Below are 17,846 nucleotides of genomic sequence, written 5' to 3'. Positions count from 1 at the left end.
TGTGCGTGCGGCCCGCTGGAAACAGAAGTCGTCAGACAGCTCAGTGGCCGCCCGACTCCTTGAAACGCTTGTACGAGCGCTCGATCTCGACCTCGGCGTCCACGCGGCCGACCCAGTTGGCGCCCTCGACGGACTTGCCGGGCTCCAGGTCCTTGTAGACCTCGAAGAAGTGCTGGATCTCCAGGCGGTCGAACTCGGAGACGTGGTGGATGTCACGCAGGTGCTCGACCCGCGGGTCCGTCGCCGGGACGCACAGCAGCTTGTCGTCGCCGCCGGCCTCGTCCGTCATCCGGAACATGCCGATCGCACGGCACTTGATGAGGCAGCCCGGGAAGGTCGGCTCGTCAAGAATGACCAGCGCGTCCAGCGGGTCGCCGTCCTCGCCGAGGGTGTTCTCGACGAATCCGTAGTCGGTCGGGTAGGCGGTCGAGGTGAAGAGTCGACGGTCCAGGCGGATCCGACCGGTCTCGTGGTCCACCTCGTACTTGTTCCGCGAACCCTTCGGGATCTCGATCGTGACGTCGAACTCCACCGGTGGCTCCTCCATGATCAGCACATAGTTCTGGTGGTTAAGTGTCCCTCACGCAGGTGTGTGATCGCGAAAGGGGCTGGTGGTCGTGCCTGAACTGAGGCCTTGGCAGGCCGCGAGACCGCATGTGAAGCGGGTCGCGGACGCCGTACGACCCCGGCTGGCACGGGCCGCGACCGCCGCGAAACCACGGGCCACGCGACTCGGCCGAACCCTGTCGGTGCAGGTCACGAAGGTGAAGACCTGGCAGTACACGGCCGGGGCCGCCACCGCCGGACTCGCACTGACCGCCGTCGTGGTGACCGCCGCCGGTCCATGGGACTCCTCCGGCCAGCGTACGGCCGAGCGGGACCGGGCCGCCGCCCAGGGGCACACGGGTGGCGCAGATCACGATCGCGATTCGAGTACGACGGAAGCGGCGCCCGAGCCCGCGCCCAGCGCCGCGTCCGTCCTCGTCGGCCTCGGCGGCGCCGGTTCCACCGTGAAGTCGGCGCCGAACGGACCGGCCTTCGCCGAGGTCCTGGACCCGCTCCTGAGGGGGGCGGCGCTCGGCACCAGCCACGCGGCCGTCGTCGTCGACGTGGCCACCGGCAAGCGGCTCTACGGCACCGGCGCCGACACCGCCCTGACCCCCGCCTCGACGACGAAGATCGCCACCGCGGTCGCCGCCCTGTCCGCGATGGGCGCCGACCACCGCCTCACCACGCGCACGTCCCTGGAACCCGACACGAACGAACTCGTCCTCGTCGGCGGCGGCGACCCCACCCTGACGGCCCGCAAGGACGATGGGGGCACCTCCCGCTCGAGCGAAGCCGAGAGTGGGGGAGGCTCGGCCAGCCTCCGCGACCTGGCCGCCGACACCGCGAAGGCCCTCAAGAAGGACGGCGTCCGGAAGGTCACCCTGTCCTACGACAAGACCCTGTACGCGGGTTCCGAGGCGCACCCGATCGGTGCCGGGAACGACAACCTCGCCCCGGTCAGCGCCCTGATGGCCGACGAGGGCCGCGTGGACGACTCCGTCAGCGGCACGGCGGACCGGGCGCCGGACCCGGCCCTGGACGCGGCGCGCAAGTTCGCGGAGTTCCTCCAGGCCGAGGGGATCAAGACGACGTCCCCGGGCCCGTCCAAGGCGACCTCGCGCGCGAAGACCCTCGCCGAGGTGTCGTCCCCGCCGCTGTCCGCCCTGGTCGAGCGCATGCTGACCAACAGCGACAACGACATCGCCGAGGCCCTGGCCCGCCAGACCGCGGTGGCGACGAAGGTGCGCGCCGACTTCGACGGCGGCGGCGAGGCGATCCGCGCCCAGCTCAAGAAGCTCCAACTCCCCGTCTCCGGCGTCTCCTTCAAGGACGGCAGCGGCCTGAACCGCGCCGACAGACTGACGGCGAACCTCCTGACGGCCCTGCTGGTGAAGGCGGGCGACCAGGACCACCCGGAACTCCGTCCCGTCCTCACCGGCCTCCCGATCGCCGGCTTCACCGGAACCCTGACCACCCGTTACACGAACGGCGCGGCCGGCGTCGTACGCGCCAAGACGGGCACCCTGACCGGCGTGAACACCCTCGCGGGTACCGTCGTCGACCAGGACGGCCGACTGCTGGCCTTCGCCTTCCTGGCCTCCAACACGACGAGCAAGGACGCGGCCCAGGCGGCCCTGGACATGACGGCGACGGCACTGGCGGCGTGCGGCTGCCGGTGACGGGGGCGCCGCCATCGTCGTACCTCCGCGGCCTGCCCGAAGAGGGAACGCTCACGTACGGTTGACGCATGACGAGCATCGGTGGTGCCGAGATGGTCGACTGGAATCTCGCGGTGGCGACCGCGACCCGGCTCATGAGGCCGGGCCCCGAGGTGAGCCGCGACGAGGCCCGGGCCGTCGTCAGCGAGCTGCGCCGGCACGCCAAGGCCTCGGAGGAACACGTCCGCGGGTTCACCCGGATGGGTACCGAGGACACCCACAACACCCCCCTCCTGGTGGTCGACCGGCCGGGCTGGGTCAAGGCGAACGTCGCCGGCTTCCGGGAGATCCTCAAGCCGCTGCTGGACAAGATGCAGGAGCGGCGCGGCAACACCCCCGGCGGCGCGGTCCTCGGCGCGGTCGGCGGCAAGGTGACCGGTGTCGAGCTGGGGATGCTGCTGTCCTTCCTGGCCTCCCGCGTCCTCGGCCAGTACGAGACCTTCGCCCCGGCCACCCGTGAGCTCCCGGCGGGGGCGAACGGCGGCGGCCGGCTGCTGCTGGTCGCGCCGAACATCGTGCACGTCGAGCGCGAACTCGACGTACAGCCCCACGACTTCCGGCTGTGGGTGACCCTGCACGAGGAGACGCACCGCACGCAGTTCACCGCGGTGCCCTGGCTGCGGGACCACCTGGAGGGCGAAATCCAGTCGTTCTTGGGGGAGACCGAGGTCGACCCCATGACCGTCCTGGAACGCATCCGGGAGGCGGCGCAATCGCTTGCCGGGGGGCGCCCGGAGGGCGAGGAGGACGACGGGGGGCGCTCGCTCGTCGAGATCGTGCAGACGCCCGCCCAGCGGGAGATCCTCGGGCGCCTCACCGCCGTGATGTCCCTCCTGGAGGGCCACGCCGACTTCGTGATGGACGGGGTCGGTCCGGAGGTCGTACCGACCGTCCAGGAGATCCGCGAGAAGTTCCAGCAGCGGCGCGCCAAGGGCGCCTCCCGGCTGGACAGCGCCCTGCGCAAGCTGCTGGGGCTGGACGCCAAACTCCGGCAGTACCGCGACGGCGAGCGCTTTGTGCGGGCCGTCGTCAACGAGGTCGGCATGGACGGCTTCAACCGTGTCTGGACCTCCCCCAACACGCTCCCGACGAAGACCGAGATCGCCAAACCGGCGGACTGGGTCGCGCGGGTGCACCGCAAGGCGGAATAGTCAAAGAAATCCAGCCGACGGCAGGCGAACGCCCCTTCAATCACCCGTCCGAGGGACCGTGAGCCCTGGGTAGGCGTGCAATGCTCGGGGAACGGCCCGGTTCTGTCACCATCTACACACTCTGAGTGACCGGACTTCGGGCTCACCCCCCGAAAACTTCATGAAGGGAACCGGACATGGGTCCCCATCCTGCGGTCGCGGCGATACGCCTGGCGGTCCGCCGCGTCCTCCACGACATCCTCAACGAACACCAGACCTCCTCCGAGCAGCCCCCGCATCCGCAGACCCCGCACGAGCGCCCGCCGTCGCCGCTCGTGCTCGTGGCGTGCTCCGGCGGCGCCGACTCCATGGCGCTCGCCTCCGCCCTCGCCTTCGAGGCCCCCAAGCTCGGCATCCGCGCGGGCGGCGTCACCGTCGACCACGGTCTCCAGCCCGGCTCCGATCTGCGCGCCGACGAAGTCGCCCTGCGCCTGCGCGAGATGGGCCTCGACCCCGTCGAGTCCGTCGCCGTCACCGTCGGCCGCGAAGGCGGCCCCGAAGCGGCCGCCCGCGACGCCCGCTACGCCGCCCTCGACGCCGCCTCCCTGCGCCACGGCGCCACCGCCGTCCTCCTCGGCCACACCCGGGACGACCAGGCCGAGACCGTCCTGCTCGGCCTCGCCCGCGGCTCCGGCATCCGCTCCCTGTCCGGGATGGCCGCTGTTTCCGGGGGTCCGGGGGCCGCCCGCCGTTACCGCCGCCCCTTCCTCCAGCTCGACCGGCAGACCGCCCGCAAGGCCTGCATGGTCCAGGCGCTCCCGGTGTGGGACGACCCGCACAACGCCGACCCGGCCTACACCCGCTCCCGGCTGCGCCACGAAGGCCTGCCCGCCCTGGAGAAGGCCCTCGGCAAGGGCGTCGTGGAGGCACTCGCCCGGACGGCCCAGCTCTCCCGCGACGACGCCGACGCCCTCGACGCCTGGGCCAGCCAGGCCGAGACCGCCGTACGGGACGCCGCCGGCCTCCTGGAGTGCGCCAAGCTCTACGCCCTGCCGCCCGCCGTGCGCCGCCGCATCCTGCGCCGCGCCGCCATCGAGGCCGGGGCGCCCGCGGGTTCGCTGTTCGCCCGCCACATCGAGGAGATCGACCGGCTGATCACCGGGTGGCGCGGCCAGGGAGCCATCAATCTCCCCGGCAAGGTCTTCGCCCAGCGGCAGGGTGGCAGACTGGTGATTCGGCAAGGCTGAGATTCGGCGAGGCTGAATCCTTACGCCCCTGAGGGGGCGGACAGCCGGTGGGACGACCGAAAGTGATGCGGGTGGACGCGAAAGACATGGGCACCGACCTCAAAGAGGTGCTCATCACCAAGGAAGAGATCGACGCCAAGCTCGTCGAGCTGGCCGCGAAGATCGACGCGGAGTACGCGGGCAAGGACCTGCTCATCGTCGGCGTCCTCAAGGGCGCGGTGATGGTCATGGCCGACCTCGCGCGGGCGCTGTCCACCCCCGTCACCATGGACTGGATGGCCGTGTCGTCGTACGGCGCGGGCACCCAGTCCTCCGGTGTCGTCCGGATCCTCAAGGACCTCGACACCGACATCAAGGGCAAGCACGTCCTGATCGTCGAGGACATCATCGACTCCGGACTGACCCTGTCCTGGCTGCTGTCGAACCTCGGCTCGCGCGAGCCGGAGTCCCTCAAGGTGTGCACCCTGCTGCGCAAGCCGGACGCCGCCAAGGTCGCCATCGACGTCGAGTGGGTCGGCTTCGACATCCCGAACGAGTTCGTCGTCGGCTACGGCCTCGACTACGCCGAGAAGTACCGCAACCTCCCGTTCGTCGGTACGCTCGCGCCCCACGTCTACGGCGGCTGAACCCCCAGGACGGCTCGGTGCTGACCCGAAGGGCCCAGCACGGTAAGAAGATCGGGAACCCCGGCGGGCACCGCGCCGTTGGAGCATGCAGACGGGTTCGTCAGCCGTCCCGTGCGGCTTCGGGCGACAATGCTGGGGTACCGTCAGAAGAACTGTCTTATCAAACTCACTATGGCAGGAGGGACGGGGCGACATCGCTCCGTATGGATGGACGTGAAGCGATACTTCCGTGGGCCGGTCATGTGGATCGTGCTGGCCGTCCTTGCCGTGGTCGTGTTGATGCAGGTCGTCGGCTCGTCCGGCGGCTACAAGACGGTGGACACCGGCCAGGTCGTCCAGGCGATCAATGACAACAAGGTCCAGCAGGCCAAGCTCACCACCGGCGACGAGCAGAACATCAAGGTCGAGCTGAAGGACGGCGAAAAGGTCGACGGCAGCTCGAAGATCCAGGCGAGCTACATCGGCGACCAGGGCGTGACCATCGCGGGCACGCTCCAGCAGAAGTTCCAGGACAAGCAGATCCCCGACGGTTACACCGTCTCGCCGACGAAGCAGAACGCTTTCGTCGGGATCCTGCTCTCTCTCCTCCCCTTCGTCCTCATCGTCGTCGTCTTCCTGTTCCTGATGAATCAGATGCAGGGCGGCGGCTCCCGGGTCATGAACTTCGGGAAGTCCAAGGCGAAGCTCATCACCAAGGACACCCCCAAGACGACGTTCGCCGACGTCGCCGGGTCGGACGAGGCCGTCGAGGAGCTCCACGAGATCAAGGAGTTCCTCCAGGAGCCGGCGAAGTTCCAGGCCGTCGGCGCCAAGATCCCCAAGGGCGTACTGCTGTACGGCCCTCCCGGTACGGGCAAGACCCTGCTCGCGCGCGCTGTCGCGGGCGAGGCGGGCGTGCCGTTCTACTCGATCTCCGGTTCCGACTTCGTCGAGATGTTCGTCGGTGTCGGTGCCTCCCGAGTCCGTGACCTGTTCGAGCAGGCCAAGGCGAACGCCCCGGCGATCGTCTTCGTCGACGAGATCGACGCGGTCGGCCGCCACCGCGGCGCCGGCCTCGGCGGCGGTCACGACGAGCGCGAGCAGACCCTGAACCAGCTGCTCGTCGAGATGGACGGCTTCGACGTGAAGGGCGGCGTCATCCTGATCGCCGCCACGAACCGGCCCGACATCCTCGACCCGGCCCTCCTGCGGCCCGGCCGCTTCGACCGCCAGATCGCGGTCGACCGCCCGGACATGCAGGGCCGTCTGGAGATCCTCAAGGTCCACCAGAAGGGCAAGCCGGTCGCCCCGGACGTCGACCTGTCGGCGGTCGCCCGCCGTACGCCGGGCTTCACCGGCGCGGACCTGAGCAACGTCCTCAACGAGGCCGCGCTGCTCACCGCCCGCTCGGACAAGAAGCTCATCGACAACCACATGCTCGACGAGGCCATCGACCGCGTCGTGGCGGGCCCGCAGAAGCGGACCCGGATCATGTCGGACAAGGAGAAGAAGATCACCGCGTACCACGAGGGCGGCCACGCCCTGGTCGCGGCGGCTTCCCCGAACTCCGACCCCGTCCACAAGATCACGATCCTCAGCCGCGGCCGCGCGCTCGGCTACACGATGGTGCTCCCGGACGAGGACAAGTACTCCACCACTCGCAACGAGATGCTCGACCAGCTGGCGTACATGCTGGGCGGCCGGGCGGCGGAGGAACTGGTCTTCCACGACCCGACCACGGGCGCCGCGAACGACATCGAGAAGGCCACGGCGACGGCCCGCGCGATGGTCACGCAGTACGGCATGACCGAGCGCCTCGGTGCCATCAAGTTCGGTGGCGACAACACCGAGCCGTTCCTCGGACGTGAGATGGCTCACCAGCGCGACTACTCGGAAGAGGTCGCCGCCCTGGTGGACGAGGAAGTCAAGAAGCTCATCGAGAACGCGCACAACGAGGCCTGGGAGATCCTGGTCGAGAACCGCGACGTCCTCGACAACCTCGTCCTCCAGCTGCTGGAGAAGGAGACGCTGGGCAAGGAGCAGATCGCCGAGATCTTCGCGACGATCGTCAAGCGGCCTCCGCGGCCCGCCTGGACGGGCTCCTCCCGCCGTACCCCCTCCACCCGTCCGCCGGTGCTCTCCCCCAAGGAGCTCGCACTGACGAACGGTGCCAACGGTGCGACGCCGGCGATCACGACGGCCAAGTCCACGGCGACGGACACGGCCCCGGTGGCCGAGCCGGCCCCCGAGGACCGTCCGGAGAGCTGACACACCGGGCCCGGTGACCTCACCGGGCCCGGAATGGATGCCGCGTCCCCCAGGTTTTAGCCTGGGGGACGCGGCGTTTTTCAGCCGTTGTTGCAGGGACACCCAGGAACGAGGCACCCACATGACCGACCCCGTGACGCTGGACGGCGAGGGCTCGATCGGCGAGTTCGACGAGAAGCGCGCCGAGAACGCGGTACGCGAGCTGTTGATCGCGGTGGGGGAGGACCCTGACCGGGAGGGGCTGAGGGAGACGCCGGGGCGGGTGGCTCGGGCGTATCGGGAGATATTCGCCGGATTGTGGCAGAAGCCTGAGGACGTCCTCACGACGACGTTCGACCTGGGGCACGACGAGATGGTGCTCGTGAAGGACATCGAAGTCCTGAGCAGCTGTGAACATCATCTGGTGCCCTTCGTCGGAGTCGCCCATGTCGGGTACATCCCGTCCGCCGACGGCAAGATCACGGGCCTGTCGAAGCTGGCCCGGCTCGTGGATGTCTACGCTCGTCGGCCGCAGGTGCAGGAACGACTCACCACGCAGATCGCGGACTCCCTGATGGAGATCCTGGAGCCGCGGGGCGTGATCGTCGTCGTCGAGTGCGAGCACATGTGCATGTCGATGCGAGGGGTGCGCAAGCCGGGGGCGAAGACGATCACGTCGGCGGTCCGTGGGCAGCTTCGAGACCCCGCGACCCGCAACGAGGCGATGAGCCTCATCATGGCCCGCTGACGCCTGCTGGACCCGCGCTCTTCGGCCTTACGCCGCCGAAGCCGCCCCCGTGTTGCGGTCGTCGTCCTCCGGGAGTTTGCAGACGCGCTCCAGGAAGATGGCGGCCGCTATGACCGCGATGCCGCCGAGGACGGAGAAGCCGGCGTAGATGGCCTGGTCGCGGCGGGCGGGGTTGTCGAGGGACTCCAGGAGGAAGACGCCGGTGCCGCCGTACATGCCGGAGACGAGGGCGGCGACCAGGGCGCTGGCCTGGCCGAAGACGACCGCGCGGGCCGCCATGAGGGGGTCGACGCCCTTGGCCTCGGGGCGGCGCTCGCGCTGGGCCTTGAGGCGGGAGCGGATCGAGAGCGCCGTGGAGAGCAGGACCACGGCGATCAGGGCCAGGACGATGGGTGCGGCCAGCGGGACGCTGGGAAGGGTCCCGATCGAGGCCCACAGGCGGGCGCCCGCCCAGGACAGGACTCCGGCGACGACGAATACGCCGGCCAGCAGCCTGATGCGCAGCTCTCTCACGGTGCCCCTTCAGCTCCCCCGGATCCCACGGACAGTGGTTGCCTTGACCTTAACGACTACTCGGGCAGCCGGAGTTCCAGGTCCGGGCGGGGTTCGACGCCGTTTCGGGTGACGGCGGCCAGCAGGCCGGACACCGGGCCGTGGCCGGGGAGCTGCGCCTGCGGTTCCACGTCGTGCCAGGGCGCGAGGACGAAGGCGCGCTGGTGGGCGCGCGGGTGGGGAAGGGTGAGCGTCGGGTCGTCGGAGACGACGTCGGCGTACGCCACGATGTCGACGTCGAGCGTGCGCGCGCCCCAGCGCTCGTCCCGGACCCGGTGGAAGGCCTCCTCGACCGCGTGCGCCCGCTCCAGGAGGGAGGACGGGGGGAGGGTCGTCTTCAGGACGACGACCGCGTTGAAGTACGAGGGCTGGCTGCCGGGCTCGACGCCCCACGGCTCCGTCTCGTACACGGGGGAGACGGCCTTCACGCGGACGCCCGGGGTGTCCTCCAGGGCGTCGATGGCGCCCTGGAGGGTCTCCAGGCGGTTGCCGAGGTTGGAGCCGAGGGCGATCACGGCGCGTTTCGGGTTGTGGAGGGTGGTGTCCGCGGCGTCGACCTGCTGCACGACGGAGGCGGGCACCGGCTGTACGGTCGGGTCGCTCGGACCCGTGGCGAAGGACGCGGTCATACTCGGCTCCGGGTGATCGTGACGGTCACGTCGTCGAACGGGACGGTGATCGGTGCGTCCGGTTTGTGGACGCAGACCTCGACCTCCTGGACTCCTTCGTGCTTCAGACAGGCCTGGGCGATCCGCTCGGCGAGGGTCTCGATGAGGTTGACGGGCTCGCCTTCGACGACGGCCACGACCTCCTCCGCCACGATTCCGTAGTGCGCGGTCTTCGACAGGTCGTCGTCGGCGGCGGCCGGCCGGGTGTCCAGTCCCAGGACGAGGTCCACGATGAAGGTCTGACCCTCCTCGCGCTCCTTGGGGAACACACCGTGGTGCCCGCGGGCCTTGAGGCCGCGCAACGCGACACGATCCACGCGAATCACTCCTGCAATCGTCGGTAACGGCTGGCTTGTACCGTGTGCGGGCGGCACACCGGCCTCGATCGAATCTACCCGCGGGCACTGACAGCGCCGGGCCACGGGGCGTGGGTCCGGGCCGGGGCCAGGAGGTTTCATCGGGTGTTTCCCGTGGGGAACCCGGTGGCTCACGGGTCGGTAGCCGCCCCTACCCCGGGGTCAGTGATTCCAACCACTTCTTGGTCCCGGTGGGGCGCCTACCCACTCAGGAGGGTGTGTCGTCCGGTTCGTCCTCGTCGTTTTCGGCCAGAACGGGGGAGGCGTGGTGGGACCAGAGTTTCCAGCCGGACGGGGTGCGGTGGAACACGTTGGTGGCGACCACCAGCTGGCCGACGAGCGGGCCGAGCTCCTCGCCGCCCTCGGGGGCGGGGCCGCCGCTGAGGATGTTCTCGGTGCAGCTGACGAGGGCAGTGTCGCCGGTGACGGAGACGTGCACGTCGGTGAGGAAGAACTGGATGTAGTCGGTGTTCGCCATGATCAGCGCGTACGACCTGAGGACCTCGCCGCGTCCGGTGAGCGCGGGCCAGCCGGGGTGCACGCAGGAGATCACGCCGGTGTCGGCCGGGTCGTGGAACTCCTCGTCGACGCCCAGGTCGGCGGGGGTGAGCCAGAGCGAGGAGAGTTCGTCGAAGTCGCCGCGCTCCATCGCCTCGTAGTAGGCGGTGTTGGCGGCTTCCACCTGCTCGACATCGGTGTGGGGGGCGCTCACCGGGCTCCCTCTGCGCCGTTGTCCGCCGTGCGCGCCCCTTCCACGGCGCGTGCGACCCGTACCGCGTCCGCCGTCGCGCGCACCTCGTGCACGCGCACCGCCCACGCGCCGGCGTGCGCCGCGAGCGCGGAGACGGCGGCCGTCGCGGCGTCGCGCTCGCGGGCGGGCGGCGGGGCGCCCTCCGGGCCCGCGAGCACACGGCCGAGGAAGCGCTTGCGGGAGGCGGCGACGAGGAGGGGGTGGCCGAGGGCGAGCAGGCGGTCGAGGTGGGCGAGGAGGACGAGGTCGTGCTCGGCGTCCTTGGAGAAGCCGAGGCCGGGGTCGACGACGACGCGGTCGGGGGCGATGCCGCCGGCGAGGACGGCGTCCACGCGTGCGTGCAGTTCGTCGACGACTTCGGCGACGACGTCGGCGTAGACGCCCTTGACGTTGCCGCCCTCCAGGAAGCCGCGCCAGTGCATGACGACGAAGGGGGCGCCGGAGGCGGCGACGACGGGGATCATCGCGGGGTCGGCGAGGCCGCCGCTGACGTCGTTGACGAGGGCGGCGCCGGCGGCGAGGGAGGCCTCGGCGACCCGGGCGCGCATGGTGTCGACGGAGACGGCGACGCCCTCGGAGGCGAGGCCGCGGACGACGGGGATGACCCGCCTGAGCTCCTCGGCCTCATCCACGCGGGTGGCGCCGGGGCGGGTGGACTCACCGCCGACGTCGACCAGGTCGGCGCCCTCCTCGACGAGGGCGAGGCCGTGCTTGACGGCGGCCGTCGTGTCGAACCAGCGGCCGCCGTCGGAGAAGGAGTCGGGGGTGACGTTCACGACTCCCATGACCGCGCAGCGGTCCCATTCCGGAAGGCCGGCGACGCGCCCGCGTCCGCTCTGCTTGCTCATACGTTCAGCGTAGGCCCCGGGGGGAGCCGTCAGGCCGCCCGGCCCGGAGAGCGGGCGGGAGGCGGGCGCGGCCCGGGCGGAAACCCCCGGGCTGGGGGGTGGGGCTTCCGCCCGGGCCTGTCTCGGGGCGGCCCGGTCCCGCGTCACGCCGGTCGTGTGTCACGCCGTTCCCGTGTCACGCCGCGCGGACGTCTCTTTCGGCGACGGCGTGGGCACACGCGCGTGGGGCGTGTCCACGGCGGCGCAGGAAGCGCGGCAGGGGGAGGGCGAGGTTGACGAAGCCCTCGGCCTGCATGGCGGCGAAGCCGATGCGGGGCAGGTCGGCGGAGGCCCGGTAGACGACGAAGCGGGGTTCCCAGCGGGGCTGGAACTTCGCGTTGAACTTGTACAGGGACTCGATCTGGAACCAGCGGGAGAGGAAGACCAGCAGTCCGCGCCAGGCGCGCAGCACCGGGCCCGCGCCGATCTTCTCGCCGCGCGCGAGGGCGGCGCGGAACATGGCGAAGTTGAGCGACACGCGCGTGATGTCGAACTTCGGGGCGGCCTGGAGGGCGGCGACGATGAGGAGTTCGTTCATGCCGGGGTCGGCGGAGCGGTCGCGGCGCATCAGGTCCAGGGAGACGCCGTCGGCGCCCCAGGGCACGAAGTGCAGGATCGCCTTCAGGTCGCCGTACTCGCCGGGCACCTCGTCGGCCTTGTGGGCGGTGGCGATCAGGCAGTCGCCGTCGGCGAGGTCGCCGATGCGGCCGAGCGCCATGGAGAAGCCGCGTTCGGTGTCGGTGCCGCGCCAGTCGTCGGCGGCCCGGCGGATGCGCTCCAGCTCGGCGTCGCCGAGGTCACGGACGCGCCGTACGCGGGTCTCGTAACCGGCGCGCTCGATGCGCTTGACCATCTGGCGCACGTTGCGCATCGCGCGCCCGGCGAGGGAGAAATCCGCGACGTCCACCACCGCCTCGTCGCCCAGTTCGAGGGCGTCCAGGCCGGTCTCGCGGGTCCAGACCTCGCCGCCGGTCTCCGAGCAGCCCATGACGGCGGGTGTCCAGGAGTGGGACCTGGCCTCGTCCATGAAGCGTTCGATGGCGCCGGGCCAGGCCTCGACGTCGCCGATGGGGTCGCCGCTGGCGAGCATCACGCCGGAGACGACGCGGTAGGTCACGGCCGCCTTGCCGCTGGGGGAGAAGACGACGGCCTTGTCGCGGCGGAGCGCGAAGTGGCCGAGGGAGTCGCGGCCGCCGTGCTTCTCCAGGAGGGCCCTGAGGCGCGCCTCGTCGTCCTCGGTGAGGCGCGCGGCGGGGTGTTCGGGGCGGAAGGCCAGGTAGATCGTGGTGATCGCGGTGAGCAGGCCCAGGGCGCCGAGGGAGAAGGCGACCGTCCAGGAGGTGTTGCCCTGGTAGTCGACCGGGCCCTCGAAGCCGAAGAGGCCGTACAGGACGTGCGTGATGCGGTCGGCCAGGCTCGGGTCGCCGACCAGCGTCTTCGGGTGGACGCTGACGATGACCAGGCCGAGTGCGAGGGAACCGGCGCCCATGAGGACGAAGTTGGCGAGCGCGCGCCAGCGGCTGCGCGGGTCGGGCAGCGCGGTGAACTGGTCGCGGTGGATCAGCAGCGGCGCGAGCAGCGCGAGCGAGATGAGCACGCCCACGGGGGAGTGCCGGTACGTGAACTGCGCGACGGCGCCGACCGGCAGCAGCACCACGGCGGCCCGCCAGGCCCGCCGCTTGCGGCGCCTGAGGCCGTGCGCGAGCAGGAGCAGCAGGACGCCCGCGCTCAGCGAGAGCGCCGCCGCGAACGGGCCGAGCGCGCCGGGCAGCACCTCGGCGATGGTGTGCATACGGCTGTGCCGGAAGCGCGGGAAGACGCCCGCGGCGATGTCCAGAACGCCCACGACCGCACAGGCTCTGGCGACGAGGACGGGTACGGCCTCGGGGCGCGGGCCACGCAGCAGCGCGGGCCGGGGCCGGTGTGATCGGTTCGGAACCCCGCCCGACATTTCCTCATCTGTCCTGACAGACATCGCATCCCGTAGTTCTGCGAGAGACCTTGGATCCGGGCCCGAATCGGGCGTCCGGCGACATTGCGCCCTCTAGGACGGTGTCTCAGGGGGAGAGGTTCACTCACTTCCTCAAAGCCGGTTCAAAGGCCGGGGAAAGGGCCGGACAAGCGCTCGCGAAGATCCGCGGGAGGCGGTCCGGCACGGGGAGAAAGTGCAGGCAGGAAACAAACCATGGGTCTCACGAGCAACAACGTGCTGGTGCTGGCGGTCGCGGCGGGGGTGCTGCTGTTCGTCGGCACGGTGTGGCTGTGGCCACGGCTGTCACGGCGCACCTGGCGGGCCGTCAGCGGACGGGTGGGGCTGCTGCTCGCGACCCAGCTGGCGCTGTTCGCGGCCATCGGACTCGCCGCCAACCAGGCCTTCGGGTTCTACGCCAGCTGGGCCGACCTGTTCGGGCAGGAGGACGAGCAGGGGGTGGTCGTCGACCACACGGCCAACGGCGGCTCGGGCGGCCCGCTCCAGGTGACGGACATCCGGCGGGTGAAGGAGGCGGGCAGCGCCGCGCGTCCGCAGCACGGCGGGCAGATCCAGAAGGTCGACATAGTCGGCCGTACGACACACATCGCCACGTCCGCGTTCGTCTATCTGCCGCCGGAGTACTTCCAGCCGCAGTACCGCACGCGCACGTTTCCCGCGGCCGTCGTCCTCACCGGATATCCGGGCACCGCGCAGGCGCTGGTCGACAAACTCCACTACCCGAGCACGGCGTTGGACCTCGCCAAGGACGGCCGTATGCAGCCGATGATCCTGGTGATGATGCGGCCGACCGTGGCGCCGCCGCGGGACACGGAGTGCGTCGACATTCCGAACGGACCCCAGACGGAGTCGTTCTTCGCCAAGGACCTGCCCGACGCCGTACTCGCGCACTACAGGGTGGGCAGGAAGCCGGGCAGCTGGGGCATCATCGGCGACTCCACGGGCGGCTATTGCGCGCTGAAGCTCGCGATGCACCATCCCGAGGTGTACGCGGCGGCCGCGGGCCTCTCGCCGTACTACAACGCGCCCATCGACCCCACCACCGGCGATCTCTTCCAGGGCGACAAGGGGCTGCGTGATCGAGCCGACCTGTTCTGGTACCTCAAGCACATGCCCGCGCCCGACACTTCACTGCTCGTCAGCAGCAGCAAGGTCGGTGAGTCGAACTACAAGAACACGCTGAAGTTCATAGACCGGGTGAAGGCGACGGAAACGACCCGCATCTCGTCGATCATCCTCGAAAGCGGAGGTCACAACTTCAACACCTGGCGGCGGGAGATTCCGGCGACGCTCCAGTGGATCAGCGGGCGGCTGAGCGACCGTTGAGAGGGCTTCCGGGGTAGTTCCGGGGTGGTTCCGAGGCGGCCCTCCGGCCAGAAATGATCTTGCGGATCGGGTGGCTCTTGTCGAATTCGGTGGCGGGTCTGATTCCTGATGTCATGTGAAGGCTGCGGGATGGCTGTGTTTTTACGGGCCGGGGCACCACGAATGGGCTACGCGCGGTAAGTTTCTGGCCATGCCACGTGGACGTCACCGCCATTCCCCGCCCTTGCACAGGCTGCTGCCCCCCTCGGCGATCGCAGGTGTCTCCCTCGTCTGCGCCTTCGGCCCCTGGGTGTTCTCGCAGACGGCCGTGCTGCGCGTCATCGCCGCGAGCGCCGCGGCCGCGGCGGTCGTCGGCGCGGCTGTCATGCGCCGTTGGGACGCACAGGCCGGCAAGCAGGTCGCCGACCTCGTACGCGCGCGTGCGAGCGACGAGTGGCGCCACGAGGAACGCGTCGCCGAACTGGAGACCGACCTCGAGGAGTCGCGCGAGCTGCGCGCCAAGCTGGAGCAGCGGCTGCGGGCGAAGCGTACGGAGCTGGCGGGGCTGCGCAACGAACACGCGGCCCTGCTGCGGCGGTACGCGACCGCGGAGACCGAGCGGGCGAGCGCCCTGGAGGGCCGCCGGCTGCTGGAGATAGAGGCCACGGCCCCGGCGCGGGCGCTGCCGCCGGTGCCGTCGTCCGCCGCCGAAGTCGACGAGGCCGATGCTGTGGCTGCACCGGCCGAGGACGACGCGGTGGACGGTGCCGAGGAGGCCGGGGCGGTCGCATCGGCCGAGGCGGTCGAGTCGGTGGAGGGCGTCGAGGCGGACGACGAGAAGCCGGAGACGCCCGCGATCTTCTCGCCCGAGGGTTCCCAGCTGTTCCTGCGGGCGAAGGTGGCGCTCTCGAAGTTCGATGGGAACGGCCAGGCGGCTCCCAAGGACGAGGCTCCCGACGACGAGGCGGCCAAGAGCGAGTCGGTCAAGGACGAGCCGGCCAAGGGCGAGTCGGCCAAGGGCGAGGCCTCGAAGGACGACGGTTCGCCCAAGGGGGACGGCTCCCCGGACGGTGACGGTGGTCCGAAGGGCGACCGTCCCGCGAAGGACATCCCCGCGCAGGCCGGTCCGGTCGCCGCGGAGGTCGTGACGTCCGCTCCCGGGGACTCCGGGGCGGAGGCCGCGAAGGAGGACGAGGCACAGGGGCAGCCCGTGGCGGTCGACGGGCATTCGCGCGCGGCCGCCGTCACCACCACGCCGGCCAAGACCTCCACGTCGGCCAAGACGGCCAAGTCGGCCCAGCCCGTGCAGCAGCCCTCCGGGCACTTCGTCGCGCCGACCGCGGTGGCCGTCGTACCGGCCGCGCCCGTGCGGCGCCCGGCCGTCGAGGGCGGCTTCGACTTCTTCGGCACGCAGAAGGCGTCCGCCGCGCTGGAGGCCGTGCAGAACGAGGACCTGGCCGACGTGGTCGGCCAGGAGGCGCTCGCCCTCCACAAGGCCGAGTCCGAGTCGGAGTTCAAGCCCGTGGACGAGCATGCCCGGGGCATCGGCCAGGTCATCGACCTGACGGCGCACGACGAGACCGAGCAGATCGATGTGCAGGGGCTGCGGAGCGCGGTTTCCTGACCGATACGGCGACGAGAACCGCGCGGACTCCCGAGGGGGCCGCGCGGTTTCGTGTTTCACGGCTTCTACGGCTTCTACGGCTTCTACGGCTTCTGTGGCGGGGCGGGGCGCGTACCCCGCGCGCACCGGCTCAGGCCATCCACCGGTCCGGCCGCGCGTCCCTGCGCCCCGTCCGTGACCTCTCCGCCTGGCCCCGCAACAGCTCCGCGGCCTCCTCAGCGTCCCGCAGACGGGCCGTGACGGTCTTGTCGGCCCCCGTGTCCACATGGACGTCCGCGAGCCGCCACAGGCGCTGCCAGGGCCCCTGGGCGAGCCGTACGCTCTGGACCTTGGCGTGCGGGACCAGGGCGAGGCTGCGTCGCAGGAGGCCCCGCCGGGCCGCGAACACCGCGTCGGTGACGGCGAGTCCGTGGCCCCGCCACCACAGCGGCACGCAGCGGCCGGCCCGCCGCGGGGGCCGCGACAGCGACGACAGGGGCGGCACCGTCACACCGGGCAGCACGCGCGCGACGACCGCCTCGGCGACCTCGCGCGGAGCGACCGGCACCAGCACGGAGTTGGACGACCCGGCCACGTCCAGCTCGACCCGCACCCAGCCGCGCCGCCGCCACAGCAGCGGCTCCACGATCCGTACGGTCTGCACGCGCCCCGGCGGCACCGTCTCGTGGGTGCGGTCCAGGAGCCCGTGGTCGATGCGCAGTCCGTCGGGCGAGTCGCCCACGGTCCAGTCGTACTCGCCGACGAACCGCCCCACGCTGCTCGCGCCCGCCGCGCCGAGCAGCGGTACGCCGGTCGCGAGGACCGTCCACAGGCTGTGGGTGGCGAACCACAGGAAGGGCGGTACGACGAGGGCGGCGGCCAGGGTGCCCCAGGTGGCGCCCGTGAGCACGAGGGCGATCGCGAGGTCACGTGGGGGCGTGCGCAGCAGCTCGCGAGCCGGAGCCTCGCCGACTTCGTGCGCCGTCTCGGGCGCGAACCCGGCGGCGCGCGCGAGGAGTTCCGCGCGCAGCGCACGCGCCTCGCGCTCCCCCAGGAAGGCCAGCTCGTCCTTCTTGTCCGTGCCGATGACGTCGAGCTTCAGCTTGGCGACGCCCGCCACGCGCGCGAGGAGCGGCTGAGTGACGTCGATCGCCTGGATGCGCTCCAGCCGGATGTGCGCGGTGCGCCGGAACACCAGCCCGGTACGGATGCGCAGTTCGGACTCGGTCACCGCGAAGTGCGTGGACCACCAGGTGAGGAAGCCGTAGAGGGCGGCGGCCGGGACGAGCACGGCGAGCGCGATCAGCAGGACCGTCGGCGTCGCCCGGGTCAGCTGGCGCTGCGCCTGGTCGGGGTCGTGCACCGCCCACCCGATGAGCACGGTGACGGGCGCCCACGCCCGCCGGAGCGGCGTCACGGGATGCAGCCGCCGCTCGGTCACGGGCGGCTTCTCCCGTACGGCGTCGTCGACGCCCGGCGCTGTCACAGGC

The 17,846-nt window shown here is 71.0% G+C and carries 16 protein-coding genes; 8 read left to right on the top strand and 8 right to left on the bottom strand.

Annotation, left to right across the window (positions count from 1 at the left end):
• Positions 1–40 precede the first annotated feature (40 nt).
• Positions 41–532, bottom strand: a complete 492-nt coding sequence (locus ABZ928_RS08970) for an inorganic diphosphatase (RefSeq protein ID WP_194078292.1) — start codon at positions 530–532, stop codon at positions 41–43.
• 79 nt (positions 533–611) lie between these two features.
• Here ABZ928_RS08970 and dacB point away from each other — a divergent pair, with 79 nt between their 5' ends.
• The 6 genes from dacB to folE all read left to right on the top strand — a co-directional run bounded on the left by dacB (position 612) and on the right by folE (position 8,244).
• Positions 612–2,228 carry a D-alanyl-D-alanine carboxypeptidase/D-alanyl-D-alanine-endopeptidase gene (gene dacB, locus ABZ928_RS08965; RefSeq protein ID WP_361516290.1) on the top strand — a complete coding sequence of 539 codons (1,617 nt, stop codon included), beginning with the start codon at positions 612–614 and terminating at the stop codon, positions 2,226–2,228.
• A 68-nt stretch (positions 2,229–2,296) separates the two neighbouring features.
• On the top strand, positions 2,297–3,418 hold the full coding sequence (locus ABZ928_RS08960) for a zinc-dependent metalloprotease (RefSeq protein WP_361516288.1): 1,122 nt from the start codon (positions 2,297–2,299) through the stop codon (positions 3,416–3,418).
• Positions 3,419–3,594: 176 nt separating this feature from the next.
• Entirely contained in the window at positions 3,595–4,644 is a 1,050-nt protein-coding gene (gene tilS, locus ABZ928_RS08955; RefSeq protein WP_361516286.1) for a tRNA lysidine(34) synthetase TilS, read from the top strand.
• Positions 4,645–4,709: 65 nt separating this feature from the next.
• Positions 4,710–5,270, top strand: coding sequence for a hypoxanthine phosphoribosyltransferase (hpt, locus tag ABZ928_RS08950; RefSeq protein WP_030043337.1), 561 nt, complete (start codon positions 4,710–4,712; stop codon positions 5,268–5,270).
• A 207-nt stretch (positions 5,271–5,477) separates the two neighbouring features.
• Positions 5,478–7,517 carry an ATP-dependent zinc metalloprotease FtsH gene (ftsH, locus tag ABZ928_RS08945; protein ID WP_361516284.1) on the top strand — a complete coding sequence of 680 codons (2,040 nt, stop codon included), beginning with the start codon at positions 5,478–5,480 and terminating at the stop codon, positions 7,515–7,517.
• A gap of 121 nt (positions 7,518–7,638) precedes the next feature.
• Positions 7,639–8,244: a GTP cyclohydrolase I FolE gene (gene folE, locus ABZ928_RS08940; protein WP_361516282.1), complete on the top strand. Its 606-nt coding sequence runs from the start codon at positions 7,639–7,641 to the stop codon at positions 8,242–8,244.
• A 27-nt stretch (positions 8,245–8,271) separates the two neighbouring features.
• On the opposite strand, the gene ABZ928_RS08935 is transcribed toward folE, so the two are convergent.
• The 6 genes from ABZ928_RS08935 to ABZ928_RS08910 all read right to left on the bottom strand — a co-directional run bounded on the left by ABZ928_RS08935 (position 8,272) and on the right by ABZ928_RS08910 (position 13,409).
• On the bottom strand, positions 8,272–8,757 hold the full coding sequence (locus tag ABZ928_RS08935) for a DUF3180 domain-containing protein (protein ID WP_361516280.1): 486 nt from the start codon (positions 8,755–8,757) through the stop codon (positions 8,272–8,274).
• A 56-nt stretch (positions 8,758–8,813) separates the two neighbouring features.
• Complete coding sequence (gene folK, locus ABZ928_RS08930; protein WP_361516278.1) at positions 8,814–9,425, bottom strand: 2-amino-4-hydroxy-6-hydroxymethyldihydropteridine diphosphokinase; 612 nt, start codon at positions 9,423–9,425, stop codon at positions 8,814–8,816.
• Complete coding sequence (folB, locus tag ABZ928_RS08925; RefSeq protein ID WP_361516277.1) at positions 9,422–9,781, bottom strand: dihydroneopterin aldolase; 360 nt, start codon at positions 9,779–9,781, stop codon at positions 9,422–9,424. The genes folK and folB overlap by 4 nt, the downstream gene beginning before the upstream one ends.
• 247 nt (positions 9,782–10,028) lie before the next feature.
• Positions 10,029–10,532: a nuclear transport factor 2 family protein gene (locus ABZ928_RS08920; protein ID WP_361516275.1), complete on the bottom strand. Its 504-nt coding sequence runs from the start codon at positions 10,530–10,532 to the stop codon at positions 10,029–10,031.
• Positions 10,529–11,419, bottom strand: a complete 891-nt coding sequence (gene folP / locus ABZ928_RS08915) for a dihydropteroate synthase (protein ID WP_361516273.1) — start codon at positions 11,417–11,419, stop codon at positions 10,529–10,531. Before folP ends, ABZ928_RS08920 begins: the two co-directional genes overlap by 4 nt.
• Before the next feature lie 175 nt (positions 11,420–11,594).
• A complete protein-coding gene (locus tag ABZ928_RS08910) occupies positions 11,595–13,409 on the bottom strand; it encodes a phosphatidylglycerol lysyltransferase domain-containing protein (protein ID WP_361516271.1) in 1,815 nt (604 codons plus the stop codon).
• A gap of 234 nt (positions 13,410–13,643) precedes the next feature.
• Between ABZ928_RS08910 and ABZ928_RS08905 the strand changes: the two genes are divergently transcribed.
• Both ABZ928_RS08905 and ABZ928_RS08900 read left to right on the top strand, forming a co-directional pair.
• A complete protein-coding gene (locus ABZ928_RS08905) occupies positions 13,644–14,774 on the top strand; it encodes an alpha/beta hydrolase-fold protein (RefSeq protein ID WP_361516269.1) in 1,131 nt (376 codons plus the stop codon).
• Positions 14,775–14,964: 190 nt separating this feature from the next.
• Positions 14,965–16,377 (top strand): hypothetical protein, encoded by a 1,413-nt coding sequence (locus ABZ928_RS08900; RefSeq protein ID WP_361516267.1) that lies wholly within the window; start codon positions 14,965–14,967, stop codon positions 16,375–16,377.
• 130 nt (positions 16,378–16,507) lie between these two features.
• On the opposite strand, the gene ABZ928_RS08895 is transcribed toward ABZ928_RS08900, so the two are convergent.
• Entirely contained in the window at positions 16,508–17,842 is a 1,335-nt protein-coding gene (locus ABZ928_RS08895; RefSeq protein ID WP_361517594.1) for a PH domain-containing protein, read from the bottom strand.
• Between the last annotated feature and the right edge of the window lie 4 nt (positions 17,843–17,846).

Source organism: Streptomyces sp. NPDC046909 (genome assembly GCF_040644695.1).
Lineage (GTDB): Bacteria > Actinomycetota > Actinomycetes > Streptomycetales > Streptomycetaceae > Streptomyces.
Note: the sequence above shows the minus strand (reverse complement) of the source record. Positions and strands in the feature narration are given on the sequence as shown.